Genomic DNA, 23,911 nt, shown 5'->3' with positions numbered 1-23,911 from the left:
ATGCAGTTGCAAAACAAGTCGTTGGTTGAACGTATCGTTCACGCCGTGGGGTTCGAAGCTATCGCCGTGATGATCTGTGCCCCTTTGGGGGCGTGGCTGCTTAACCGCTCGATGGCGCAGGTCGGGGCGCTGGCGGTCATGTTATCTACCGTCGCCATGCTGTGGAACATCGTCTATAACTCGATCTTTGATCGGCTGTGGCCGGTGAGCCGAGTGGTCAGAACGCTGAAAGTGCGTATTGGCCACGCCTTTGGCTTTGAAGCCGGGTTTGTACTGATTGGTCTGCCGATAGCCGCCTTTATGCTCAATATTTCGTTGTGGCAGGCTTTTGTGCTGGAGATCGGTTTCTTCCTGTTCTTCCTGCCTTATACCATGGCGTATAACTGGGTCTACGATACCCTGCGCCAGCGTTGGTTTGAGCCGCGCCAGGCGAAGGTTAGCAGTTCGCACAGCAAATAATTGCTTCGTCAGTCAGGTCGTTCTCGGGTAATGTCTGGTTGATAGTGAGTCACAGCCAAGGAGAACTGAATGAAAGTGTTGGGATTATTGGGCGGGATGAGTTGGGAATCCACCATCCCCTATTACCGAATGATCAACGAGCAGGTGAAACAGCGGCTTGGTGGCCTGCATTCAGCCAAAATCGTGCTCTACAGCGTGGATTTTCATGAAGTGGAGCGCTTGCAGCACCAAGGTGATTGGGAAGGCGCTGGTCGTTTGCTGGCAGCGGCCGCCGCTTCGCTACGTGCTGCCGGTGCCGAGGCCATTGTGATTTGTACCAACACTATGCATAAGGTAGCTGATGCGGTGGAACAGGCCAGCGGCCTGCCGCTGATCCATATTGCCGATGCCACAGCATTGCAGGTACGCCAGCAAAATATCCGCCGTATCGGCTTGCTCGGCACGCGCTTTACCATGGAACAGGATTTTTACCGTGGGCGTTTGCAGGACAAATTTGCTATCGACGTAGTCACGCCGGATGCTGCCGATCGCGATATCGTACACCGCATCATTTATGAAGAGCTATGCCTGGGCAAAATCGTTGATACTTCACGCAATGAATATCGCCGGATTATTGCCAAGCTGGAACAGCAGGGCGCCGAGGGGATCATCTTTGGCTGCACTGAAATCGGCCTGTTGGTTAGCGCACAAGATGCCACCGTGCCGGTGTTCGACACCACGGCCATTCATGCGCATGCCGCTGCCGAGTATGCTCTGGCCTAGTCTTCATGTGGAGGCTGGTATTTTACTACCAGCATCAAAGGTTTGCCCGCCAGCATCAACCAGGCGGGCAACATTACAATACACAGTATCGGTAACAGGTGCAGCTCTGGCACCACCGCTACGGCCATAAACAGGCTCAGCCAGCCGTCGCGAGTTACCACCAGCACCAACCCCATAATGGCACAGGAAACGGTGATCGCTGCCGGAACCGCCGGGACATGCTGATGCAACATCAACCCCAGCGCGACGCCGATAAATACCGCCGGGAAAATACGCCCGCCGCGGAATCCGCACGCCGCTGCGACCACCAGGGCGGCCAGCTTGGTCAGAGTGATCACCAGCAGTTGGCTGGTGGTGAAACTGCCGTCGACCACCAACAGTTTCATCTCATCCAACCCTTTGAATAGGGTGATATCTCCGCCAATGACCCCAAGGATACCTAGCAGCAGGCCACCTAGCCCGAGCATCAATACCGGGTTTTTCAGCGAATGGAACATGTGGTGCATGCGTGGGAAGCACCAGATCGCCACCATCCCCAGGGCAATAGCGATCAGCGCGACCACCGAGCCGCTGAAGATATCGCGTAGCCGGGTCACATTGTAAGCATCAAGCTGTAGGGTAAAGTTCGGGGTAAAGAACATCTGGGTAGTGACGGCACCGGCGGCAGCGGCCATCAGCGGGGCAAACAGCCGATCCCACAAGGGGACTTCGTTATTTCCCCCTAGCGTTTGCGAGAAAATCAGAGCGGCGGCAACCGGTGTACCAAACATTGCGCCAATCGTGCCAGCGGCGGCGAGGATGATCCAATCCATCTTCGGCACCTTTGGCAATAACCTTGCACCCAGTGCGACCACCAGGGCAATATTGATGGCGGTGATCGGGTTTTCCGGCCCCAAACTGACGCCACCCGCCAGGCCCACCATCAAGGCTAATGCCAACCCCGGTACGGCGGCCAGCGGCAAAGGCATACCAATCAGCGACTCGGTAGCCGGATCTGGCCCGGCATGGCCCGGCACGAAGCGTACGATTAGCCCAACGGCGATACCGGTCAGTGTAAGCATGCCGATGGTCCACCAAGGGGAATGGCTATCGATATTGAGCAGCTCCGGGAGGCGAACCCACAGCCAATTCTGCAGCACGTTGGCACTTTCCATCAGCAAGATAAGGATCAGGCTGGAGGCGGAACCGATAACGATCGCGGGCAGGGCGAAGGCCAACATAGCATTGGCGCGCGGATGCAGCATGCGGGATCCCTTGTTGTCACGTCCCTGATTGGCAGGGAAAACAGAGAGTAAAGCCAGCAGAATCGCCAGGCCTCAGAGAAATGGTTTGCATAGTATATAGCTCCAACGGAGCGATTTCGCTAATGGTAGCCGCACGCGATCGCTTTCATCTCATGTTTTTTGCACCAATCTGTAACCGACGGTATAAATCGGTGAAATAGGGTCTGGCTGAAACGTTTTTTGTGATCTGGATCGCTATTGAGCAGCGGGCCGCAGAATGCCGATTGTTGTTTGGGCGGCGTGATTTTACAGTGTACCCAATTTCGCATTTTTCATTTTAGGGAGAAACACCGATGACCTATGCCCTCGTAGGTGATGTTGGCGGCACCAATGCCCGCCTGGCGCTGTGCACTGTCGAGACGGGCGAGATCGCCCAGGCGAAAACCTATTCTGGTCTGGAGTTCGATAGCCTGGAAGCGGTGATCCGCCAATACCTGGCCGAGCTGCAACTGGAGGTTCAGGATGCCTGTATCGCCATCGCCTGCCCGGTAACCGAGGATTGGGTCGCCATGACCAATCACACCTGGGCCTTCTCCATCAAAGCGATGAAAGAGAACCTGGGCTTAAAGCACCTGGAAGTGATTAACGATTTTACTGCGGTTTCGATGGCGATTCCGATGCTGTCCGAAGATGACGTGTTGCAGTTTGGCGGGGGCAAAGCGCAAAAGGATAGACCGATTGCCGTTTACGGTGCGGGTACGGGGCTGGGGGTATCACATCTGGTACACGTAAACCGTCGTTGGGTGAGTTTGCCGGGTGAAGGTGGTCACGTAGATTTTGCACCGAACAGTGAAGAGGAGGACATCATCCTGGAGGTGCTGCGTGGCGAAGTGGGGCACGTCTCTGCGGAACGCGTGCTGTCTGGCCCTGGGCTGGTGAATCTGTACCGTGCCATCGTCAAGGCAGACAAGCGCCTGCCGGAGAAGCTGCAACCCAAAGATATCACCGAGCGCGCGCTGGCGGACAGCTGTACCGATTGCCGCCGTGCCCTGTCCCTGTTCTGCGTGATCATGGGGCGGTTTGGCGGCAACCTGGCGTTGAATCTGGGGACGTTTGGCGGGGTGTATATCGCCGGGGGCATCGTGCCGCGCTTTATGGAGTTCTTCAAGGCCTCCGGGTTCCGCGCTGCTTTTGAAGACAAGGGCCGCTTTAAAGACTACGTGCGAGAAATTCCGGTGTTTATGATCACCCATTCCCAACCGGGGCTGCTGGGGGCTGGCGCTCATCTGCGGCAGACGCTGGGTATGCATCTGTAATCAACACAATAAAAAAAGGCGCTACCGGTTTGGCAGCGCCCTTTTTTTTACTCGCCTCTTAGCCGTTGGCTTTGGCCAACACAGGCTCTGCGTGAGACACTTCTTCCTGCTCAACCGCTTTCGGCGCTTTGATAAACAGGGTAATCAGCAGTGAAATCACCGACAGCACACCCATCACCATGAAAGTCGCGTGGAAGCCGCCGAAGTGGTTGGCCACAAACGACCCAGCCAGCGCGCCCAGACCAAAGCCCTGATAAATGATGCCGTAGTTTTTGCTGTGGTTTTTCAGGCCGAAGAAGTCACCGACAATCGCCGGGAAGACGGTAATGTTGCCACCGAAACAGAAGGCGACCGCGCCGACGCAGATAAAGAACAGCGTATGGCTCAGCGTCAGGAAGCTCAGTGCGGCAATCGCCAGAATAGTGACCAGCATGGTGAAGCTGATGACGCGCATACGACCTACTTTATCGGACAGGGTGCCTAGAATGATGCGGCCTGCGGTATTGAAGATTGCTACGGCGGAAACGGTGTTGGCGGCGGTGGCCAAATCCATCCCGGCCAGCTGTACGCCCATGTCTTTAACGATACCAATCAGATACAAGCCGCTCATGCAGGCCGCGAAGAAAATCACGAACAGCATATAGGCCTCTTTGCTGGCCAGCATCTGGCGCACGGTGTAATCGTTGCCCAGCGTACCGTGGTTAGCCTGTTGGTTAACCTGTACCGGTTCTTTGAGCAACATGGAACCCAGCACAATCAGCGCCATCACGATCACGCCCCAGTAGAAGAAGGCGGCAGAGACACCGGCACCGCTAATCAGGGCGGCGTTAACGTATTTGAACAACAGGCTGCCGCTGCCGAACGCCCCGACGGAGATGCCGGAAATCAGCCCCTTGTTGTCCGGGAACCATTTGATCAGGTTGGACAGGGTAGAGATGTAAGCGATACCCACCGCAAAACCGACCACCACGCCCGCTAACAGATAAATCATATCCAGCGATTGCACGTGGGCACTGGCAATCAGCCCCAGGCCGACCAGCACGCCGGAAACCAGCGTCAGATTACGAATACCAAAACGTTCTTGCAGCTTACCGGCGAACAGCGTGGCGAAGGCCAGGAAGAAGCTGGTGATCGAGAAGGTAGTAGCGACATCGCCAAGGCCCCAGTGGAACTTGTCTACCAGCGGCTGGTTGAACAGGCTCCAGGTATAGATAGTGCCGAGGCCCATCTGGCAGATGATGGTGCCGAGAACGATTAAGCTGCGATTTGCCGGTTTGCTGTTCATGGCCGGTCTCCTTCCTGTATTGGCGTTGCCCATTGGCAAAATTAGCAAGGCAACCAGAGCCCTGCGGTATGGGCTTATTATAAAGGGGGCGATCGTTGCCAATGGCGGATCGGGAATGAACTGCCGCTGCCGAGGAATGAAATGCCGTTATCGCTGCATGAGTTGCCGAATAAGGGCTAAAAAGCCGTTGGAATGCGGCCTGCCGGGCGTGATCTACATCAAAGATATGTCAGAAAGATGGCCAAAGCGCTGCGGCAAACTGTGTGGTAATTGTGAAGGATATGCCTGAAAGGCGTAATTGGGCTTTCGTCCTATAGAGAACGTACCGGTGCGGAACTACTGTGATCGGTAAATGGACCCGTTCCATGCTCTGGGAGAGACCTGATGAAAAAAGTGCTGTTGTTATTGGCTGCGTTGTTGCCGCTTTCATTGCCTGCGGTGAGCCATGCGGATATTTCTGTCGGCATCAATGTGCCTGGAATGTCGCTGCATATTGGCGATCGTGATGATCGGGGGCATTACTGGGATGGTGGTCGCTGGCGTGAACCGCGCTGGTGGCACGAGCATTATGGCCCCCGCGGATATTACGGCCCACCGCCAAGGGCGGTTTATTACGGCCCCCCACGTCGTGAATGGCGTGATGGCCCACGTTATTACCGCATGCCACCACCACCACCGCCACGCTATTACCAACGGGAACACGGCCCGCGAGGCCCACGTTGGTAACTATAACCGCATCAGTTGGCGAAACGCCTTGACCTTGCTGCGGCTGACCGGGACTTCAAAATCCAGATCGCTCAGCCGCAGAATATAGGTGTTGTTGAACCAGGGAACGATTTCCCGGATCTTGGATAGATTGACGCAATACGAACGGTGGCAGCGGAAGAAAAACTCTTCCGGCAGCCGCTGGTAAAACTCGGTGATATTCATCGGCATTACAAACTCTTCGCGCCGGGTATACACCCGCGTGACTTTCTCATCGGCGGCGGCGTAGTAGATGTCGTTGATGTCCGTGACGATGATGCGCTCGTCTTTGATCAGGTTAATGCTGTGGCTGGTACGATTCGCCGGTGCGCTAGGCTCTGGCGTCTGCGCTGGTCGGTTATGCAATGCCTCCAGCTTTTGCAGCATGGTGATGATGCGTGCCTCATGATACGGCTTGAGGATATAGTCGAACGCCTCGATCTCAAACGCCTCCACCGCATGCTCTTTATAGGCAGTGATAAACACGATTGACGGACGATGCGCAAACTTGCTGATGTTCTGTGCCAACAATACGCCGTCTAACGACGGAATATTGATATCGAGGAAAATGGCGTCAACCTGATGGGTTTGCAGGTATTTCAGCACGTCCAAACCGTCTTCAAAGGTGGCTTCGATGGTGATATTGCTGTGTTTGTTAATCAGATAAGTCAGCTCTTGCTGGGCGAGAAACTCATCTTCCACAATGATGGCTTTCATAGTTGTTCCCCGGCAGGTTGTGGGCTGTTTTCGCTATGCAGTTTATTGCCGTTTTTGGTGACGTAGAAGGCGATTTCCGTTCCCGGCTCCAGCCGCCGGATGCGCAATCCTTCACCGTACAGCAGTGAAACCCGGTGGTGTACGTTGAGCAGGCCGATATTGTGGCCTGGCATTTCATTGCGCGCCACGCGTTCGATCACCAGCGGATCGATGCCGTTGCCAGTATCTTTCACCGAAATCCTGACGCGATCGCCCCGATCTTTCACCGCGATCACCACCACGCCTTTCCCTTTACAGGGCTGAATACCGTGCACGATGGCATTTTCCACCAGCGGCTGGATCAGCAAGCTAGGGATGCGTACGGCAATATCGTCGTCGATATCATAAATCACCGTCAGCTTACTGCCGAAGCGCGCCTGCTCAATGGCGATATAGTCCTGGATCTGATGCAGTTCCTTACGGATATCGATCAGTTCGTCGTTCAGTTCCAGGTTATAGCGCAGGTAACGCGACAGGTTGATGATCAACTGGCGGGCGGTATCCTGATTTAGCCGGATCGACGACGAGATGGCGTTCAGCGCATTAAACAGGAAATGCGGATTGATTTTGCTTTGTAGCGCGCGCATTTCGGCCTTGTCCGCCATTTGGCGCAGATGCTCGATGCGCGAAACCTCCATCTGGGTGGAGATAATCTGCGATAGGCCAACCGCCATCACCTTCAGCGTATTAGTGATCTGATGGGCATGGCAGTAGTAAATTTTCAGCGCCCCGGTCACCTCACCTTTTTCCCATAGCGGGATCACCAGTTGGGAATGGATCTGCGGTGCGGTCTGGTTCTCGAGGTTGTTTTTGATGATGATTTTGCCCTGCTGGATGCTTTCCAGCGTGACTCGGCTCAGCCCTGCGCGCCCGAGTGGGTAATGTTCTGCTCCCACGCCAACGTAGGCCAGCACATGTTGGGTATCGGTGATGGCGACCGCATCGGCATTAATATCGTGGCGGATAATTTCGCAAATGGTGGCCAGCGATTCGCTATTGATATTACGGAAATAGGGCAGCGTTTTGCGGGCAATATCCAGCGCCAGCTTGGCCTGCCGTGCCGCAATCACCTCTTTTTCGTCTTCGACGCTTTGCACCAGCAGCACGATCAGGCCGATACACACCGTGCCGAGGATCATCGGCAGGGCAATTTTAGACACGATATCCAGCCCGAGTTCGGTGGGTTTGGCCCAGACAACGATCAGCAGCATGGTGAGTGATTCGCATAGCATGCCCCCCAAGATCCCGGCACGCCAGCGCTGGCCTTTCTTCACCTTCAGGTTGATATAACCGGCGCCGATCCCGGCAATAATGCTGGTGATCAGGCAGGGAACCGAGGTGATACCGTCGATATCGATCAGATAGCGGTGCAATCCGGCGATAATGCCGGTAATGATGCCAACCCAGGGGCCAAACAGGATCCCCCCGGCCATGATGGCGATCACCCGTACGTTAACCAGAGAGCCTTCGACATTGATGCCAGAATAGGTACTGAACAGGGCGAACAGAGAGAAGATGGCCGTGACTGCGGCCAGTTCCAGCGGAGTATGATCTTCCTTTTGCAACAGCTGGCGAAACAGCCGGGTGCGGGTGAGGAAAAACAGGCAGATCAACATCAGGGCGGCACGATCGAATACCGCTAACAACATTTCAAAAACAGGGTGCACAACGGCGGCTCACTGCGACGAACGGGAGACCACAGTATATCACAGCGTGGCAATGACCGCGGTGGCCGGAGCACACCGCGGTCATCAGGGTTATTTAAACCCCAACTGTTCCTTGCCGAGCGGCGTCAGCAGCTCAACGGTGGCGCGGCCAATGAAATCCACTTCGAAATCATCTGCAGCAAAATCCACCGGGCTTTTACCTGACAGGAAGCTTGGCAACTGCCGTTGCAGATAGGCATCGTTCTTCTCGCAACCCGGCGCGGCGGCAATGTACATCACGTTGCTGTCGAACTCGCCGTTATGCTCGTTTTCTACCGAATGGATCACGTCACAGTGCCAGAATACCGTATCTCCCGGCTCCAGATCGGGAATAGGGGATAACCCACTTAATAAAAGGGGATGCCACTGTTCCGAGATTGATAACGCCCGGCCTGGGGCGGCCCCACACAGATCGTCATCCGCCACATCGTCTTGCAGGGCGCGCAGCAGGATATAGGCCATGGCGTTGGCGATCGGTACTACGTTCAGCGTTCCTGCATGGGTACGTTGCGGCGTCAGCGCTGTCCAGCCCTGGAAAGTGCGGAACATGGAACAAACCGCCGGTGAGGCGATCTCGCGCACTTCGGTGCGGCCATCGGCGGCAAAGGGATCGTATTGCTGCCAGTTGCCGGAGAACACGTGACGATAGACGTAGCGGAAATTCTCATCCAACCAGCGTTCGATGGTGCCGCTATCCACATGCGGAGAAAGGCCCAGTGAAGAAGAGTTTGGCGGACGACGGCGGGTACGATCGGCATAGGTAGCAACGCGCGTTGGGTCAAAGTGCTGTTTGCCGTTGCTCTCGGTTGCCCACAGGCTGTTGAGGAACACCTGCACCGCATGCATGCGCTGATCTTGACGAGCCTCGACCTGAGGCTTCGACCAGTAAATGCCGTAGATCTGTGGCTTACTGGCGGCCAGTTTGCCAAAGTAGTTATCTTCGGCGGCATTTTTTAACCGCTCGACGAAGTTATTGCGTTCGAGATAGTCGCCAATCTCCTGATTCCAGGCCTCGGCTTTGCTGCGTGGGAATACGCCTCGAATAGCGCACACGCCGCGCTGTTTAATCAGGGCAATTTGTTGTTCGGTAACGCGTTGTTGCAGAATATCTTCGGCGTCCACCTGCGGCACCGGGTCCTGGCCGTTGGCCAGTTCCTGACGGATTTGCTCCACCTGCTGGCGAATATTGTCTTCCAGTTCCAGGAAGACTTCGCGATAGTTGGGTAGAGCCTGGCGTAACTGCTGCTTGACGCTTTTTATTGCGGTAGGCACATCATCGATAAGTAATGAAGCCATGGTGTTCTCCTTGGCCCGCCGGTGGGCGAGGATGTTAGTGGTAGGGTAGCGTTATAAAGTTGCTGTTTTGTTGTAACCTGGTTAATGATTATCTGGATTTAATAGGGGAAAATAAAGGGATATCTTTCATTCGTAACTTCCTCTTTTTCGTTTTTCGGAGATTTACCTGATGAAATTGGAAACACCTCGCTTGCTGCTGACATCGCTTACCGCGGATGACTGGCCGTTATTCCTACGTCTGTTCCAGGATCCCCAGGTGATCCGTTACATTGCCGATCCGCTGCCGGAACACGAGATCCGCGAACGTTTCGAAGCACGCTTGCCCGCATGGGATAAGCATTGCGATCGCTGGCTATGCCTGGTGATGAGAGAAAAAAGCAGCGGTCAAGCGGTGGGAATGACCGGGTTTCGCCCTGAGTGGTCCCCTTGCCAGCAGGCCGAAGTGGGCTTTGGCAGCCTGCCGGAAGGGCAGGGGAAAGGTTATGGCAAAGAGTCGCTGCCTGTGGTCTTGGACTTTGCCTTCAATGCCTGCGGGTTTCACAAAGTGTATGCCACGGTGACAGAGGGGAATTTAGCCTCACGGGGTCTGTTGGAGAGCTGTGGTTTTCAACTGGAAGGGACGCTGCGTGACAATTTCCGCCTGGCGGACCGGTGGTGTAATGACTGGCGGTTGGGGTTGTTGGCGACGGAATTTGCGGCTGCCGAACGGTAAAAAAATTGTTATGCGAGGGGCTCGACAGCCTGACAAGGCTGAGTTATGTTCGATGTTTGGCCATTCTATGGCCAACGTCGCTCGGATGGTCCGGGCGCTAACGTCTCTTCGAGGTAACTATGTCTGATAACAACCCGCGCCGTTTCACGCGCATCGAACGCCTGCCCCCTTATGTGTTTAATATCACCTCTGAACTGAAGATGGCTGCACGCCGTCGCGGGGAAGATATTATCGATTTCAGCATGGGTAACCCGGATGGCCCGACGCCGCCGCATATCGTAGAGAAACTCTGTACCGTAGCCCAGCGTGATGATACACATGGCTACTCAACCTCTCGCGGTATTCCGCGCCTACGCCGTGCTATTTCGCACTGGTATCAGGAACGCTATCAGGTCGATATCGATCCCGAAAGCGAAGCCATTGTGACTATTGGCTCGAAAGAGGGCCTGGCGCACCTGATGTTGGCAACGCTCGATCATGGGGATACGGTGCTGGTGCCGAATCCAAGTTACCCGATCCATATTTATGGCGCGGTGATCGCCGGTGCGCAGGTGCGTTCCGTGCCGCTGGTGGACGGCGTGGATTTCTTTGGTGAGCTAGAGCGCGCCATTCGTGAAAGTATTCCGCGGCCAAAAATGATGATCCTGGGCTTCCCATCCAACCCGACTGCGCAGTGTGTAGAACTGGATTTCTTTGAGCGGGTAGTGGCACTGGCGAAACAGTATGACGTGCTGGTGATACACGATCTGGCCTACGCCGATATCGTCTATGACGGCTGGAAAGCGCCTTCGATCATGCAGGTGCCGGGAGCCAAAGACATTGCGGTAGAATTCTTCACCCTGTCGAAAAGCTACAATATGGCCGGCTGGCGTATTGGCTTTATGGTGGGGAATCCTGAGCTGGTTAGCGCATTGGCACGTATTAAAAGCTACCACGACTACGGCACCTTTACGCCGCTGCAGGTGGCCGCTATCGCCGCATTGGAAGGCGATCAGCAGTGCGTGTTGGACATTGCCGAGCAGTATCGCCAGCGCCGTAACGTGCTGGTGAAAGGGCTGCACGAAGCTGGCTGGATGGTAGAGAATCCGAAAGCCTCGATGTATGTGTGGGCAAAAATTCCTGAGCCTTACGCGCATCTGGGGTCGCTGGAGTTCGCCAAGCGTCTGTTGGCGGAGGCTAAAGTGTGCGTATCGCCGGGGATCGGCTTTGGCGATTACGGCGATACCCATGTGCGTTTTGCCTTGATTGAAAACCAGGATCGTATCCGCCAGGCGGTGCGCGGTATCAAGGCGATGTTCCGTGCCGATGGATTAATCAAGCCAGCTAAAACGGCGACTCCTCCTACCAAATAACACCCCATCTTGAGGGGACTGATGTGTTGCCTGAGATTAGGCAATCGCTGTTGCCCCTCACCCCGACCCTCTCCCACAGGGAGAGGGAGCTGGCCGGAGCGCTTGGTTGGTCCGCGCAGCTTCGGAAAGTAGGGAGCAAAAACAAGAAAGATAAGGTATTACGCAAACCAAAAACTAACTCGATCGCCACCCCAGCCAAGGTGTGCCACCGTATTTTCAGACCCACTCGATCGGTCCCCTCGCCCTACGGGAGAGGGTTAGGGTGAGGGGGATCAGTTTCCGCTATTTTTCTTCTACTTAAGGTTATCTTCAGTTGTTATCCGCTATGCTCTGCTAATACCGAATTTAGTGGGAGTCTCTATGAGCGTTCGTTTTGCAAAATCACAAATCCTCCTGCACTGGCTGACGCTGGTGATGGTGATCCTGACTTACAGTGCCATATTGCTGAAGGACTCGGTGCCGGATGACAGCGCGGCATTGGTGAAGGATCTGCACTTTAACTTCGGCCTATCGGTATTTGTGCTGATGTTTATCCGCCTTGGGCTACGCCACCGGCATCCTACTCCACCGATCACTCCGGCCTTGCCGAAACTACAGGCGCTAGGGGCGAAAATGCTCCATTGGGTGCTGTATCTGCTGTTTTTATCGTTGCCGATATTGGGCTTCTTGACGTTGGCCTATGGGGGCAAACAGTGGTTGCTGCTGGGCTGGCAGGTGCCGCAGTGGATCACGCCTGACACGGGCATACGCCGCACGCTGAAAATGGTGCACGAAACCTTGGCAAACACGGGGTATTTCATCGTCGGCATCCATGCCTTGGCCGCGATTTATCATCACTATGTGCGTGGTGACGACACCCTGCGCCGGATGATGCCCGGCAAATAGTTCGCGCTGCAGAAACAACAAAGGGGCGCAGAAGCGCCCCTTTATCAATGTACCTGGCGAGATTGCCGTTAGGCAACCATCAGCATGAAGGTGCCTACCCATGCAACCAGCATGAATGAAACGCCCATCAAAAAGTATTTCACGTAACAACTCCTTGTGGAGTCCTCGCAAACCAACGATCCCGATTGTTGTCTGAGTATTTTGTGGCAAATCAGCGGCGGATGGCGGGTTCTTCAATCAGAAGGAACAACGTCCAGAGCTACGATTTACCGGTCGTTGCGATTCAAGTTCCTTGAGGTTAACCAGGAATCACAACAGGATCGGCGCTAATGTACTCCCAAAATCCTACCCATTTCAATACTGTGTTTTTGATCACATTTTTTGTCGGTTTTTTACCCTGCAGTGAGTTGAAACGGGCGCAGTATGCAGCATCCCTACGAGGTGGGATGGTTGATAAATGCCATAAGTAACAGTTTGTTACAAGGCATCAGGCTACGGCGCTGACGCTGGCGATCAGAATAGCCCAGAAAACCAGACAAGAAAGCAGGATAGCGGCCCAGACATGACGACGGTTGAGTTCCATTTTTAGCCTTCACTTTGCAATCGGTGGTTGTTTAATAACCCTATCGGCGCAAAACGGTAAAAATTTACTCTCTGGGCAAACTATTTATTCTGATTGCTGGCGGATCGCCACTACCGTGGTATGCACTTCGTAGCCGAGCAGAAACAGGGCTTGTTCAAGGGCCTCAACCTTCGAGGCATAGGCCACATCCAGCAACCGATCGATCTGAGCACCGTTAAGGCCCATCTGGCGTGCCAGCAGTGCTTTTGAGGTGTTGCTGCTCAACATATGGTTGTGCAGTTCCAGCTTTAATTTCACCAGCACCGGTAAATGCAGGGCGATGTCACCGCTTTGCAATGCGGAGGCCGCAGGCACCGGGCGCCCTTCTTCCATTTCAATGGCGATAGCCGTCAGCAGGCTTTCCTGCGCCTCCAGTTCGACATCCTCACGTTTGTAGCAGGCGGCTTGCTGCTCGGGGAAATCCCGTAGGGTAATTTGCCAGGCATCGCTTTCGCTATCGAAGGCGTAATGGGCGGGATAGTGGCAAGGCATCATATTTCCTGCTTGGGGGGAAGTGAGCCGCATTGTGACCGGTTGGCGACAACAATGCCAGAGATTGGCGTCCTTAAAGCACGGGGATAATCGCTGTGTAGGCCGCCAAGCTGAAAACAGGGTTATGCAGTATTTTTTTTGGACGGTGACTGATGTTTTATTAGCAACTTATGCCAGAATTATCCTATAGCCCAATGATGATCCGGATTAACATGAAATACAGATTTAACGATCGTGTGCTGTTTGATGGTGATACCGGAACGTTGGGTCCAAGCGACTTTTCCGACGAGCCCACGGCTATTTCCAATCCCGCCAAACGTCTTTTGCTATTACTGATCGCCAACTATGGCAAACCCGTGGAACGTGAGGTGATTTTCAAAAAGGTGTGGGACGACTACGGCATGATCTCCAGCAATAACAACCTTAATCAATGCGTGAGCAAGTTGCGCCGGGTGCTTAAGGTGATGGGGATCGATGATGAGGTGATTGTCACCGTGCCGAAGATAGGGTTTATGTTGCGCCGCGAGATCCAGGTTGAAATCAGCCAGGAAGACGATGGACATTTTACCCCGTTAGTCCCTGCACAGACAGTGAGTGATGAGGCCTATTTGCCATTAGAGAGCGGGCTGGAAACCGAAGCCGAGACTGACGATGATATTGCTTCAACTTCCGAGGCAGACGATGAGCCCGATCTGCCGACAAGCGTAGAGATTGCTGCTCCTGCCAACAAAAAACGTCTTGGTTGGGGTCTGATCGCGACGGTTGCTGGTTTGGTTTTTGTACTGGGGATCGCATCTACGATGTACGCCACCAATTCACTGGCCAGACAGGAGGTGTTTCTTGGCAAGGCGGGGAGTTGCAAGGTATTTATGTCGACATCCACGCAGTCAGGGGTCCCCAGCTCCAGTCTGAATCAGGACATGTTGTCCTATGTGGAGCAACGAAAAGCCGAATGCCGGGCAGATGAATACCTGCTAGTGGTACGCAGCAACCAGGTTCGTTCTTTTATTTCTGGCGTGAGTCGCCTGTTTTTTGTTCGCTGCACTATCGTACGTGAGCACAAAATAGAGTTTTGCTCAGGGCTAGAGAACGACAGTTTGCCGTTGTTGCAGTAAGGCTAAGTAAAAGAATGGGCCTGATCATTGCAACAGTAGTCTGGTTTTTTGGTGGGGTGAGCAACAATTAGCCGAATTGTTTAATTTTTGTATGAAATGAACATAAAACAAACAAGTTTTTTGTGCTTAACAATGAGACCGTGTAGAGTTTTACGCATAAAACAGGCCATTAAAAACATTAAATTTGGATTTTAAACCTAAATAATTCCAATTTAATAGTTAATGATTCTTTTATACCGCTTGTGGGTTAAGATTTTTCTCGTCAACGGGTGGTTAGGATTGTTCTTAAGTAACTGACTGGTGACGCTCACCACGGAACCTGCGAAGTTATCGCAGAACGGTGGAAACAAACAAGTACGGCAGGATGGTAAATAACGGACCGATGACAGTAAAGCTTCTCGGGCGCACCAATCGGCAATGTGCTTGGTTAACTACAGTTATCTTATAACGGATTAGGATCATTATGAAATTTTACAACACCAAAACTACCCTGCTGGCCGCTGTTATCGGTATGACTTTTGCGGGCTCAGCCCTGGCAGCCGATGGCACTATTACCATCAATGGCACCATTACTGACACTACTTGCGATATTTCGGTCAACAACCAGTCTAAAGACGCCACGGTAACGTTGCCGACCATTTCCATCTCTGCGCTGCCAGCCGTTGGGGCAACTGCAGGGGCAACACCTTTCAGCATCGCACTGACCAACTGTGCGGGGGCTACACTTAATACTGCCAGCACCTTCTTCGAAGCGGGCGCTTATGTTGAACAGAGCACCGGTCGCCTGAACAACTCGGCATCGGGCACGGCGACCAACGTCCAGGTTCAGCTGTTGAACGCCAATCTGGGCAGCATCATGGCGGGTAGCGCACATAGCCAAGGCGATTTGGCCGTTGATATTAGCTCCGGTGGCGGCGTAATGAATTATTACGCGCAATACTATGCGAACGGGACGGTCACGCCAGGTACGGTTAATACCCAGGTGGATTACACCATCATCTACCTGTAAGACATCCAGCCGTGGGATGAGGGCAGCCTCATCCCTTTCAGAGGACAGCGCCATGTTAAGAACTCTATTTACCGTTTCCGCCTTTAGCTTGGCGCTGACATGGACAGTTGCCGCTGATGCTGGTGTGATCATCAACGCCACACGCATTATTTATAACGAAAACAGCGGTGAAGCGATTACCCAACTGCGTAACCAAGGGACCAGCCCGGTGTTGATCCAGTCCTGGATCGATAACGGCGATGTTAAATCCAAACCCGACACCGTCAAGGTGCCTTTTACCCTGACGCCACCGGTAGCCCGTATCGATCCGGGCAAAGGGCAGGCGTTGCGTATTGCACGTACCGGCGGCGGATTGCCGAGTAACCGTGAATCACTGTTCTGGCTCAATGTGTTGGAGATCCCACCCAAGGCTACCCAAAAAATAGCCGCGGGCGACAACCTGATGCAGTTCTCTTTCCGCACCCGCATCAAACTGTTCTATCGGCCGAATAACCTGCCAATGACCCCGGCTCAGGCTTACGAAAAGCTGGATCTGAGCTTACGCAAAGGGGCTGCGGGTTATGAAATCGTCGCCAAGAACCCATCGCCTTATTACCTTACTTTCCGCCAGATTGAAATTCGTAGCGCCAAAGGTGCGCCAGTACTGGGCGATCTAGGGAAAACGCAGGAAAGGATGGTGGCACCCTTTGGCGAGTTGGTGATGAAAATTCAAGGAATGAAATCGGCACCGTCAGCAGGCTTAAAAGCGTTTTATAGCCTGATTGATGATTTCGGTGGGGATAACAAAAATGAGCGGACGTTGGCGGGCAGTGGTAAGTCTTGATTGGCGGCCCTCTTTTCTCAACCAGATTTATATTGCGGGAGCCATTTTACTGGCTCCCATAACGTTGGCTTATGCGGATGAAAGTGAGGCTATTGAGTTCAACGAGTCTTTTCTGCGTTCGTCCGTCGATGTCAGCCAGTTCTCCAGCGGTAACCCGGTTGCTCCCGGCATTCACCGCATCGATCTCTATCTTAACGACCAATGGAAAGGGCGTCAGGACGTCAACTTTTCCCTGGCTTCGCCGCAAAGCAGCATCGCTCAACCTTGTTACGATCTGAAACTGTTAAGCCTGTTCAATATTGCCTTGGATAAACTGGACAAGGCGGTGCTGTCGCGCTTGCAGCAAGGGGAACAGTGTATTGCGTTGGGTGAACTGGTACCTGGCGTGGAGGGCAATTTTGATAGCGGTGGCCAACGGTTGGACGTGCGTGCGCCGCAGTCTTTGCTGCAGCATGAAGCCCGTGGTTATGTCAGCCCTGAGCTGTGGGATAACGGCATCACGGCGGCGACCCTGCAATATGACTACAACGCTTACCGTGCTGATCATTCCGACTCATCTGCTCAAACCACCCAATTTCTGGGGTTGCGTGGCGGATTAAATTGGGACGTGTGGCGTCTGCGTTACCGGGCGTCGGCCAATTGGAATGATGACGAGGGTTTTCTCTATCAAAGCAATGAAACCTATCTGGAACGGCCTCTGGTTGGCTGGCGTAGCCGGATGGTGCTGGGCCAATCGACCACCGACGGTCAAGTCTTTGACAGCATTGGGTTCATTGGCGCTCAGATCAGCTCGGACGATCGTATGTACAGCGATTCCCAACGTGGCTTTGCCCCGGTGGTGCGCGGTATCGCCAATACCAACGCGTTGGTGCGTGTAAGCCAGCGTGGCAGCCAGATTTATGAGACCACCGTACCGCCGGGGCCGTTTGTTATTGACGATCTCTATCCTACCGGCAGCGGCGGCGATCTGCTGGTCACGGTGACCGAAGCCGACGGCACTGAACGCAGCTTTACCGTCACCTATGCTTCGATTGCCGAACTGCTGCGGCCAGGTGTAACCCACTATTCACTGATGGCGGGGAAATATCGCAATAACTCGGTGAGCGAAGAACCTGCCATTGCGGTGGGCACCTTGAGGCATGGTTTCACAAACCTGCTGACGGGGTATACCGGTGTGATCGGTGCCGATGGCTATGCGGCGGCCTCGGGCGGTTTGGCATTCAATACCGATTTTGGTGCGCTGTCGGCGGATATTACCCAGGCACAAACGCAGTTTGAGCACCGTCCTAACGAGCAGGGGCAGAGCGTACGTCTCACCTATGCGAAAATTTTGCCGGTAGTGGATACCAACATCACTCTGGCCAGCTACCGCTATTCCAGCTCTGGGTATTACAACGTGGATGACGCCATGTTGCTGCGCGATCGCGACAGTAACGATAGCGGTTTTGCTGACTATAACAGTTGGAAACGACGTAATCGTTTCCAGATTAACGCCAGCCAGTCGTTGCCGGAGGGGTTTGGGACTGTCGCGTTGAATGCCAACGTGCAGGATTATTGGGATCATGACCAGACCGACCGCGAATATCAGCTTAGCTACAACAATCATTATAACAAGCTGAATTATGGGGTTAACTTCGCACGGACACGCAACCTGGCAACCGGAAACTGGGATAACAAAGCCATGCTGACCCTGTCGATCCCATTGGGTTCCAGCTCGCGCGCACCTAACCTGACCAGCAGCTATACCCAGCAAAAGGATCGTCAGGGGTTGCAGAACTCGCTGTCCGGTAGCCTGGGAGAGGACCGGCAGTATAACTACAGCGCCTTTACCAACTACGACTATGATAAAAATGGTAGCAACAGCGTTAGCGGTGGCGTCAACGGCTCATGGGCCGCGCCTTATGCCTTCGTTGGGGGCAGCGTTTCCGCAGGCCAGGGTTATCAACAATATGGCGCCAATATGTCCGGTGGCCTGGTTGCCTATAGCGGCGGAGTGGTGTTTACACCGATGCTGGGGGAAACGTCGGCAATCGTCGAGGCAGAAAACGCCAAGGGGGCCAGGATCACCAACTACAGCGGTCTGCGCCTGGATAACAGCGGAAAGGCGGTGGTCCCTTACCTCAGCCCTTACCGTCAAAATACCGTGGAGTTGGATCCGAAAGGGCTTTCCAGGGATGTGGAACTGAAATACACCAGCCAGAAGATCGCGCCGACCGCCGGTGCCGTCGGGCTGTTACGTTATGAGACCGAAAGCGGCTACTCGATCCTGGTGACGGCCCGAGACGTTGCGGGTAATCCGTTGCCCTTTGGCGCAAACGTGTCAGACGAGCAGCAGCGTAGCGTGGGGTATATTGGTCAGGTTGGTGAAGGCTTACTGCGGGTCAACAACCCTAAAGGCCAGTTAGAGGTGAAATGGGGGGAAGGAGCCGGAGAAAGTTGCCGGTTTAACTATCAGTTGCCCGCCGTATCGCATGGGGATGAACCAGACTATCGCCGCCTGGAGGTAATATGCCAATGAAGCAACGACTGACGTTGGTCCGTTTGTTCACACCGAGGCTCGGCGCAGAGTTCCGGCTGCGGGGTAAGCGCTTGCTTCTTGGCTTATTGCTGATATTTGGCTACGGCGGAGCGACCAGCGCCGAAGGGCTTGCGGTCAGTTGCGCGCGTAACAGCGGTTATTATCAGTTTTTCGACACGGCCACCATTGAGATTGGCAAAGACAGCGCCGTGGGTGACGTGCTGGGGCCTTGGATCAACTCTTACAACTCCACTGCCTGGAACTGCACCCCCAATAGCGCCTACCAGCAGCCGGTGCAGTTTAGCGTACAGGGTTACCCGCCTTACACCACACGCAATACCATCGTGGTCGATGGGCAAACTTACATGCTGTATAACACCACGGTAAAAGCCGGTCTGGGGTATATCGTCCGTTGGCGTTATACCCTGAATGGTAAAACCACCAACTGGCAGCCGTTGACCATTGGCACGGGTGGGCAGCAGACCCATCCTGAGACCATTACCGTCAACTACAGCGGTAACCGCTTCTATTTGGGCGTTGATGCTCAGGTGCGGTTTGTGAAAACGACCACCGGCCTGACCGCTGGCGCAATTCCCTTGTTCGATCCAATTTATCTGCGGCATTTAGAGACGTATAACGGCATTGCTCTGCCGGGCGATCTCACCTACATGATTGCCCAGTTCAAAAGCGGCGGCACTATCGCCAGTGGCGGCACCTGCACCACTCCGAATGTGAATGTCGATCTGCCGGAGGCCAGCGTCGGTCAGTTCAACGGCGTGGGTTCGGTGGCAGGGCGTAAAGCCTTTGAGCTGGCGTTCAACCAATGCCCGGCTGGCTTGGCCAGCATTGGTTACAGTTTTGCCGCCACGACACAGGTGCTGGATGCTGCCAATGGTGTAGTTGCACCGAACGCTACCTCAAGCGCTAGCGGCGTCGGGATACAGTTACTGCGTGGCAACAACCTGCCGGTGACGTTTGGCACTATTTATCTGCTGGATAACTATAATAGTTCTGCCAAGGCCAACTATCGGGTTCCCATGCAGGCTGGCTTGTTCCAGGTGGGTAATGCGGTAACCGCAGGTACGGCCAACACCGCAATCACTTTTACGCTCAATTATAAGTAGGGTAAAAATGGCAGCTATGTCTGGTTTCACGCCACAATATCGCAGGCTTGGCCGTTGGCTATTGATTACGGTGATGGCCTTATTTATCCCACTGAGCCACGCCGAGATATACCTGGGAGCCACGCGCCTGATTGTCAACGGCAAGGATAAGGAAGCGACGCTGCGAGTGACCAACGAGGGCCGCTCTGCGGTGCTGCTGCAAGTCTGGGTGGACAATGGTGATAGTGAGGCGGAACCGGAGAAAATCGCCACGCCGTTTACCGTAGCGCCGCCGATCTTGCGCCTGGACGGGAAGCGGGCACAGCGTCTGAGAGTGTTGTTTACCGGGGCAGAACACACGCTGCCGAGCGATCGTGAGTCGGTGTTTTGGCTTAACGTGTTGGAGATCCCGCCTAAAGTGGCCAGCAATACGGCCAGCCAGATGCAGATGGCGTTCAGAACCCGCATTAAATTATTCTACCGGCCACGGTCATTACAGACGATGAACACGGCCAACGTGCAGGAGCAGTTGCGCTTTAGCCTGGCAAAACAGGGCGGCAACCCGGTATTGGTGGTCAGCAACCCCACGCCGTTTCACCAGACATTACTAGAAATGACGGTGGGCCGCGATAAGCAGCAGGCCGTCGTTACCCTGGTACCGGAAAATGGCATGGTAAGCCCAAAAGGGCAGGCTGATTTTGCCTTAACGGCGGCTAAAGGCCCGGTGAATACTGGCATGAAGGTATTTTACTCGGTGCTTGACGATTTTGGCTCTGTGGTTACGGCAGAGCAAGTCTTGCAGGCGGAGCAATCTTCCTTGCCGCGCTAGGTATTTCTGCGATCTCTGCCCACTTTTTAAGCACACCGCACGTATGGCGTATATTTTTTAGCTTTTGCGAGTATTCTTAGAAGTGCAGCACATTTTACGAGCGATTGTCATCCTGCTTGTGGCACGTCAACTTTACTGTAAAACGTTGAGGAGGAGATCATGGAAACTTTGGAAAAGTGCTATGTCTATGCCAAGAACACCAGCAACATGGATTTTCTCGCTTCTACGGTGGCATTCTTGGAGTTTCAGGGTCGTGAAGTCGATGCTAACGGCGTGGCGGGTAATATGTCGCGTGAACAGAGCGATAACTTCTTCGAACGGCTCAATCATTACCGTTCTATCTACAAAAAGCAGAGCCAGCCAGCTTGAATTCACCCCTAAGGCCCCGTTTTCGGGGCTTTTTTATTTAACTTTTTAATTTAAATAAGATTTTTTGTGATTTACTTCGAAAACGAAAAGATAGGTCGAAATGCCCCTGCGGTTGAGCTCTAGGGGCGTTGTTGCTTAGGGGCTGGTCGCTGTAAGCCTCTGGAAAGTTTGTTTACCACATCAGATCGTCAGGCACGACAAAATCGGCATACGGATCTTCTTCATCTTTAGCCTCTTTACTCAGCTCGGCATTTAATACAATGCTGCTCGCATCACGCTGCGCTATTTTATCGGCCACGATCGCGGGTATAATCGCGTATTCGCCTTCAGGGTTCTTATCGGTAATCAGACGAGCAATGGCAAGGCGGCCACTAATCAACTGAGATTGGGTCGTTTTATCCACATATATTTTTTTAATTAAATTGTTATCTGTGAAGTTATAACCAATATCGCCATTTGCAATAACGATGCGGTTCATTTCAATAAGCTGCTTAACCTGGGCTTTATATTCTTTCGCTAAGGCGGCCTGCTTTTGCTGCTCATTCAACTGTTTATCACGTTCAACCTGAGCCTTTTTGTTTTCTTCCACGGCCTCTCTTGCCTCACGAGCCTGAACCCGCGATTTTTTAGCCGTTCTTTCCACTTTCGCCAGTTTTTTACTGTTGACCAGTCCAGCTTTAAGCAGCTGCTCTTGTAATGTTAGCTTTGCCATGTTCGTTTCCGAAACCGATTAAATAATGCCTTGGATTATACCCTTAACCTAAGAGGTTGTGCCAGGGGACGGAAAATTTCCACGCAAATTACTGATAGCATTGACTATTATACCCTCAACCTAATCAAGGCCTGTGCTCATCAGCCATGGCGATAAACCTGAACAACCTGACAATGGGTAATGAACATTATGCATGAAATTCAAACAATTAGATATGTGACTGGATTAATAGGTTCTGCTTTATGAAGTCTTCAACATCCTCCTTCGCCTGCTTTAAGGATCCCTCCGAAGGTAGCGTGAACAGATATTCACTGTAGCCAAATAGCATCGCGTCTAGCTGTCGTGCTACGCGGGGGGCTTCAACACTGCGAAATGCTCCTTCTTCCATACCGGATCGAATAATTTGGGTAAGAACCTGATGCCACTCTTCTAAAATCGACTGCATCAGACTGGCATAAGATTCATTATGCGTGGAGAGTATCCATAGAGACCCGTACAGTTTCCTGGTAGGGTCAGGCGTTGCAGAAATATTACCATCAATAAATTCTTGCAATTTCTGATGGGCAGGTAATGGTTTAAGCATTATGCGAAACTCTTCCAGTTCCGTAAGCATAAATTTTGTTACTGCTTCGAGACATAGCGATTGCCAGTTTTTAAAGTAGTGATAAATATGGCTACGGGAGAGGCCTAAGGACTCGGTGAGATCACGTGTTTTCACATTCTCAACGCCTTTTTCAATAAACAGTTCGACAACAGCACTGAGAATTTTATCTCTCATCGGTTCTGATTTACATTTCACGGCCCATCTCCTTCTTGACTTTGAGCAACTGCTCAAATAGCATGTTCTTATCATTTGAGCGATTGCTCTATTATTATTTTAACAGAAACCCCTTCAATGAACAGTCGAAATATTCCCGCTCCTCCAGTGGCCGGAAGTGCTTCCAACACTCTGAAATCACTGGCGAGTCGTCACCGAAGAAAGTTATCCCTGACTTTTTTCCTGGTGATTGCCGAGAACGTTACCTACCTGCTCTATCCAATACTGGCAGGTGTGTCCATCAACGCCATCCTGGCAGGGCAGACGTTAAGTGCTGTGCTGTATGGGGTAATGATCTTATTTATCTGGTGCCTTGGTGCGACACGAAGGAGTGTGGATACGCGTGCTTTCGCCAGAATTTATGCCGCGCTGGCGGTCTCTGTGGTGATGACGCAGCGTAAAATAAAGCTGAATTATTCTACCGTGGCGGCCCGCGTAGCGTTATCAAGAGAGTTTGTCGATTTCTTTGAGTTGCATTTGCCGATGCTCATTACTTCTCTGGTCTCTATGATTGGTGCTGCCGTCATGTTACTGCTCATTGAATTTTGGGCCGGTGTGGCTTGTCTGGTCATATTGGCCTTTTTGGCCTGCTTCCTCCCAGGATATGCCATTAAAAATGAAGCACTGTATAACAGACTGAATAACCGCCTTGAAAAAGAAGTGGATTTTGTCAGTACAGCCACCAGGCTTTCCCTGGAACGGCATTATTTGACACTTGCGAGGCTGCGCATAAGGCTATCCGATCGCGAAGCCATAGGCTATCTGTCTATTGGGGGGCTGGTTGCCCTGTTGTTTAGCCTAACTATCGTCTGGATGACTCAGGCGAAGGGCATCAGTGCTGGTCATATCTATTCTGTGATGACCTATATGTGGATGTTTGCTACAAGCCTTGATGATGGTCCGCAGCTATTGGAAAAATATTCACAACTTAAAGATATTGGTAAAAGGATCAACACTGAAATAGTGGAAAAGGACTAATGCCGCTCACTTTTCATTATGTTTGGAA

24 protein-coding genes are annotated in these 23,911 nt (G+C 53.0%); 15 read left to right on the top strand and 9 right to left on the bottom strand.

Features of this window, described 5'->3' with window-relative positions; all coding sequences use genetic code 11:
* Positions 1 to 459 carry a multidrug/biocide efflux PACE transporter gene (locus KGP26_RS19835; RefSeq protein WP_021807030.1) on the top strand — a complete coding sequence of 153 codons (459 nt, stop codon included), beginning with the start codon at positions 1 to 3 and terminating at the stop codon, positions 457 to 459.
* Between the two features lie 69 nt (positions 460 to 528).
* The gene (locus tag KGP26_RS19830; RefSeq protein ID WP_209524214.1) at positions 529 to 1,221 is read left to right on the top strand and encodes an aspartate/glutamate racemase family protein; all 693 of its coding nucleotides are present in this window, start codon (positions 529 to 531) and stop codon (positions 1,219 to 1,221) included.
* Here KGP26_RS19830 and KGP26_RS19825 read toward each other — a convergent pair.
* Positions 1,218 to 2,465, bottom strand: a complete 1,248-nt coding sequence (locus KGP26_RS19825) for an ion channel protein (RefSeq protein ID WP_059201428.1) — start codon at positions 2,463 to 2,465, stop codon at positions 1,218 to 1,220. The genes KGP26_RS19830 and KGP26_RS19825 overlap by 4 nt on opposite strands.
* Positions 2,466 to 2,797: 332 nt before the next feature.
* On the opposite strand from KGP26_RS19825, the gene glk reads away from it, so the two are divergent.
* Positions 2,798 to 3,760 (top strand): glucokinase, encoded by a 963-nt coding sequence (glk, locus tag KGP26_RS19820; RefSeq protein ID WP_021807027.1) that lies wholly within the window; start codon positions 2,798 to 2,800, stop codon positions 3,758 to 3,760.
* Positions 3,761 to 3,818: 58 nt separating this feature from the next.
* On the opposite strand, the gene KGP26_RS19815 is transcribed toward glk, so the two are convergent.
* On the bottom strand, positions 3,819 to 5,045 hold the full coding sequence (locus KGP26_RS19815; protein WP_223500177.1) for an OFA family MFS transporter: 1,227 nt from the start codon (positions 5,043 to 5,045) through the stop codon (positions 3,819 to 3,821).
* Between the two features lie 384 nt (positions 5,046 to 5,429).
* On the opposite strand from KGP26_RS19815, the gene KGP26_RS19810 reads away from it, so the two are divergent.
* The gene (locus KGP26_RS19810) at positions 5,430 to 5,771 is read left to right on the top strand and encodes a DUF2502 domain-containing protein (protein WP_059201426.1); all 342 of its coding nucleotides are present in this window, start codon (positions 5,430 to 5,432) and stop codon (positions 5,769 to 5,771) included.
* Here KGP26_RS19810 and KGP26_RS19805 read toward each other — a convergent pair whose 3' ends face one another.
* From KGP26_RS19805 to KGP26_RS19795, 3 genes are all read right to left on the bottom strand, one after another.
* Positions 5,772 to 6,506: a LytTR family DNA-binding domain-containing protein gene (locus KGP26_RS19805; protein WP_021807023.1), complete on the bottom strand. Its 735-nt coding sequence runs from the start codon at positions 6,504 to 6,506 to the stop codon at positions 5,772 to 5,774.
* Positions 6,503 to 8,194 (bottom strand): sensor histidine kinase, encoded by a 1,692-nt coding sequence (locus KGP26_RS19800; protein WP_037376373.1) that lies wholly within the window; start codon positions 8,192 to 8,194, stop codon positions 6,503 to 6,505. Before KGP26_RS19800 ends, KGP26_RS19805 begins: the two co-directional genes overlap by 4 nt.
* A 108-nt stretch (positions 8,195 to 8,302) precedes the next feature.
* The gene (locus tag KGP26_RS19795) at positions 8,303 to 9,547 is read right to left on the bottom strand and encodes a DUF1479 domain-containing protein (protein ID WP_021807021.1); all 1,245 of its coding nucleotides are present in this window, start codon (positions 9,545 to 9,547) and stop codon (positions 8,303 to 8,305) included.
* A gap of 169 nt (positions 9,548 to 9,716) precedes the next feature.
* On the opposite strand from KGP26_RS19795, the gene KGP26_RS19790 reads away from it, so the two are divergent.
* The 3 genes from KGP26_RS19790 (at position 9,717) to KGP26_RS19780 (ending at position 12,496) form a co-directional block, all read left to right on the top strand.
* Positions 9,717 to 10,259: a GNAT family N-acetyltransferase gene (locus KGP26_RS19790; RefSeq protein WP_223664503.1), complete on the top strand. Its 543-nt coding sequence runs from the start codon at positions 9,717 to 9,719 to the stop codon at positions 10,257 to 10,259.
* A 119-nt stretch (positions 10,260 to 10,378) separates the two neighbouring features.
* On the top strand, positions 10,379 to 11,611 hold the full coding sequence (gene alaC, locus KGP26_RS19785) for an alanine transaminase (protein ID WP_021807019.1): 1,233 nt from the start codon (positions 10,379 to 10,381) through the stop codon (positions 11,609 to 11,611).
* 360 nt (positions 11,612 to 11,971) lie between these two features.
* Positions 11,972 to 12,496, top strand: coding sequence for a cytochrome b (locus KGP26_RS19780; RefSeq protein ID WP_059201422.1), 525 nt, complete (start codon positions 11,972 to 11,974; stop codon positions 12,494 to 12,496).
* A 68-nt stretch (positions 12,497 to 12,564) separates the two neighbouring features.
* Here the strand turns inward: KGP26_RS19780 and ypdK are convergent, their stop codons facing one another.
* Together ypdK and KGP26_RS19770 are read right to left on the bottom strand one after the other, a co-directional pair.
* Positions 12,565 to 12,639: a membrane protein YpdK gene (ypdK, locus tag KGP26_RS19775; RefSeq protein WP_099782600.1), complete on the bottom strand. Its 75-nt coding sequence runs from the start codon at positions 12,637 to 12,639 to the stop codon at positions 12,565 to 12,567.
* 524 nt (positions 12,640 to 13,163) lie between these two features.
* Complete coding sequence (locus KGP26_RS19770) at positions 13,164 to 13,610, bottom strand: hypothetical protein (protein WP_021806090.1); 447 nt, start codon at positions 13,608 to 13,610, stop codon at positions 13,164 to 13,166.
* A gap of 212 nt (positions 13,611 to 13,822) precedes the next feature.
* Between KGP26_RS19770 and KGP26_RS19765 the strand changes: the two genes are divergently transcribed.
* From KGP26_RS19765 to KGP26_RS19735, 7 genes are all read left to right on the top strand, one after another.
* Positions 13,823 to 14,725 (top strand): transcriptional regulator, encoded by a 903-nt coding sequence (locus KGP26_RS19765; protein ID WP_021806089.1) that lies wholly within the window; start codon positions 13,823 to 13,825, stop codon positions 14,723 to 14,725.
* Between the two features lie 463 nt (positions 14,726 to 15,188).
* Positions 15,189 to 15,734, top strand: a complete 546-nt coding sequence (locus tag KGP26_RS19760) for a fimbrial protein (protein ID WP_021806088.1) — start codon at positions 15,189 to 15,191, stop codon at positions 15,732 to 15,734.
* A gap of 52 nt (positions 15,735 to 15,786) precedes the next feature.
* The gene (locus KGP26_RS19755) at positions 15,787 to 16,557 is read left to right on the top strand and encodes a molecular chaperone (protein ID WP_021806087.1); all 771 of its coding nucleotides are present in this window, start codon (positions 15,787 to 15,789) and stop codon (positions 16,555 to 16,557) included.
* Positions 16,523 to 19,075: a fimbria/pilus outer membrane usher protein gene (locus tag KGP26_RS19750; protein WP_223664502.1), complete on the top strand. Its 2,553-nt coding sequence runs from the start codon at positions 16,523 to 16,525 to the stop codon at positions 19,073 to 19,075. The genes KGP26_RS19755 and KGP26_RS19750 overlap by 35 nt, the downstream gene beginning before the upstream one ends.
* Entirely contained in the window at positions 19,066 to 20,199 is a 1,134-nt protein-coding gene (locus tag KGP26_RS19745; RefSeq protein ID WP_223664501.1) for a fimbrial protein, read from the top strand. Before KGP26_RS19750 ends, KGP26_RS19745 begins: the two co-directional genes overlap by 10 nt.
* 7 nt (positions 20,200 to 20,206) lie before the next feature.
* Positions 20,207 to 21,007: a molecular chaperone gene (locus KGP26_RS19740; RefSeq protein ID WP_223664500.1), complete on the top strand. Its 801-nt coding sequence runs from the start codon at positions 20,207 to 20,209 to the stop codon at positions 21,005 to 21,007.
* A gap of 159 nt (positions 21,008 to 21,166) precedes the next feature.
* A complete protein-coding gene (locus tag KGP26_RS19735) occupies positions 21,167 to 21,376 on the top strand; it encodes a hypothetical protein (RefSeq protein ID WP_021178640.1) in 210 nt (69 codons plus the stop codon).
* A gap of 172 nt (positions 21,377 to 21,548) precedes the next feature.
* Here KGP26_RS19735 and KGP26_RS19730 read toward each other — a convergent pair whose 3' ends face one another.
* On the bottom strand, positions 21,549 to 22,088 hold the full coding sequence (locus tag KGP26_RS19730; protein WP_021806083.1) for a DUF2058 domain-containing protein: 540 nt from the start codon (positions 22,086 to 22,088) through the stop codon (positions 21,549 to 21,551).
* Between the two features lie 208 nt (positions 22,089 to 22,296).
* Positions 22,297 to 22,887 (bottom strand): TetR/AcrR family transcriptional regulator, encoded by a 591-nt coding sequence (locus KGP26_RS19725; protein WP_037375551.1) that lies wholly within the window; start codon positions 22,885 to 22,887, stop codon positions 22,297 to 22,299.
* Between the two features lie 96 nt (positions 22,888 to 22,983).
* Here KGP26_RS19725 and KGP26_RS19720 point away from each other — a divergent pair, with 96 nt between their 5' ends.
* Positions 22,984 to 23,883, top strand: a complete 900-nt coding sequence (locus tag KGP26_RS19720; protein WP_037375550.1) for an ABC transporter six-transmembrane domain-containing protein — start codon at positions 22,984 to 22,986, stop codon at positions 23,881 to 23,883.
* Positions 23,884 to 23,911: the final 28 nt, after the last annotated feature.

This window comes from Serratia sp. JSRIV002, assembly GCF_019968725.1.
In the GTDB taxonomy this organism is placed as follows: Bacteria; Pseudomonadota; Gammaproteobacteria; order Enterobacterales; family Enterobacteriaceae; genus Chania; species Chania fonticola_B.
The sequence above is the reverse complement of the archived record's forward strand: the minus strand, read 5'-3'. Positions and strand labels throughout refer to the sequence as shown.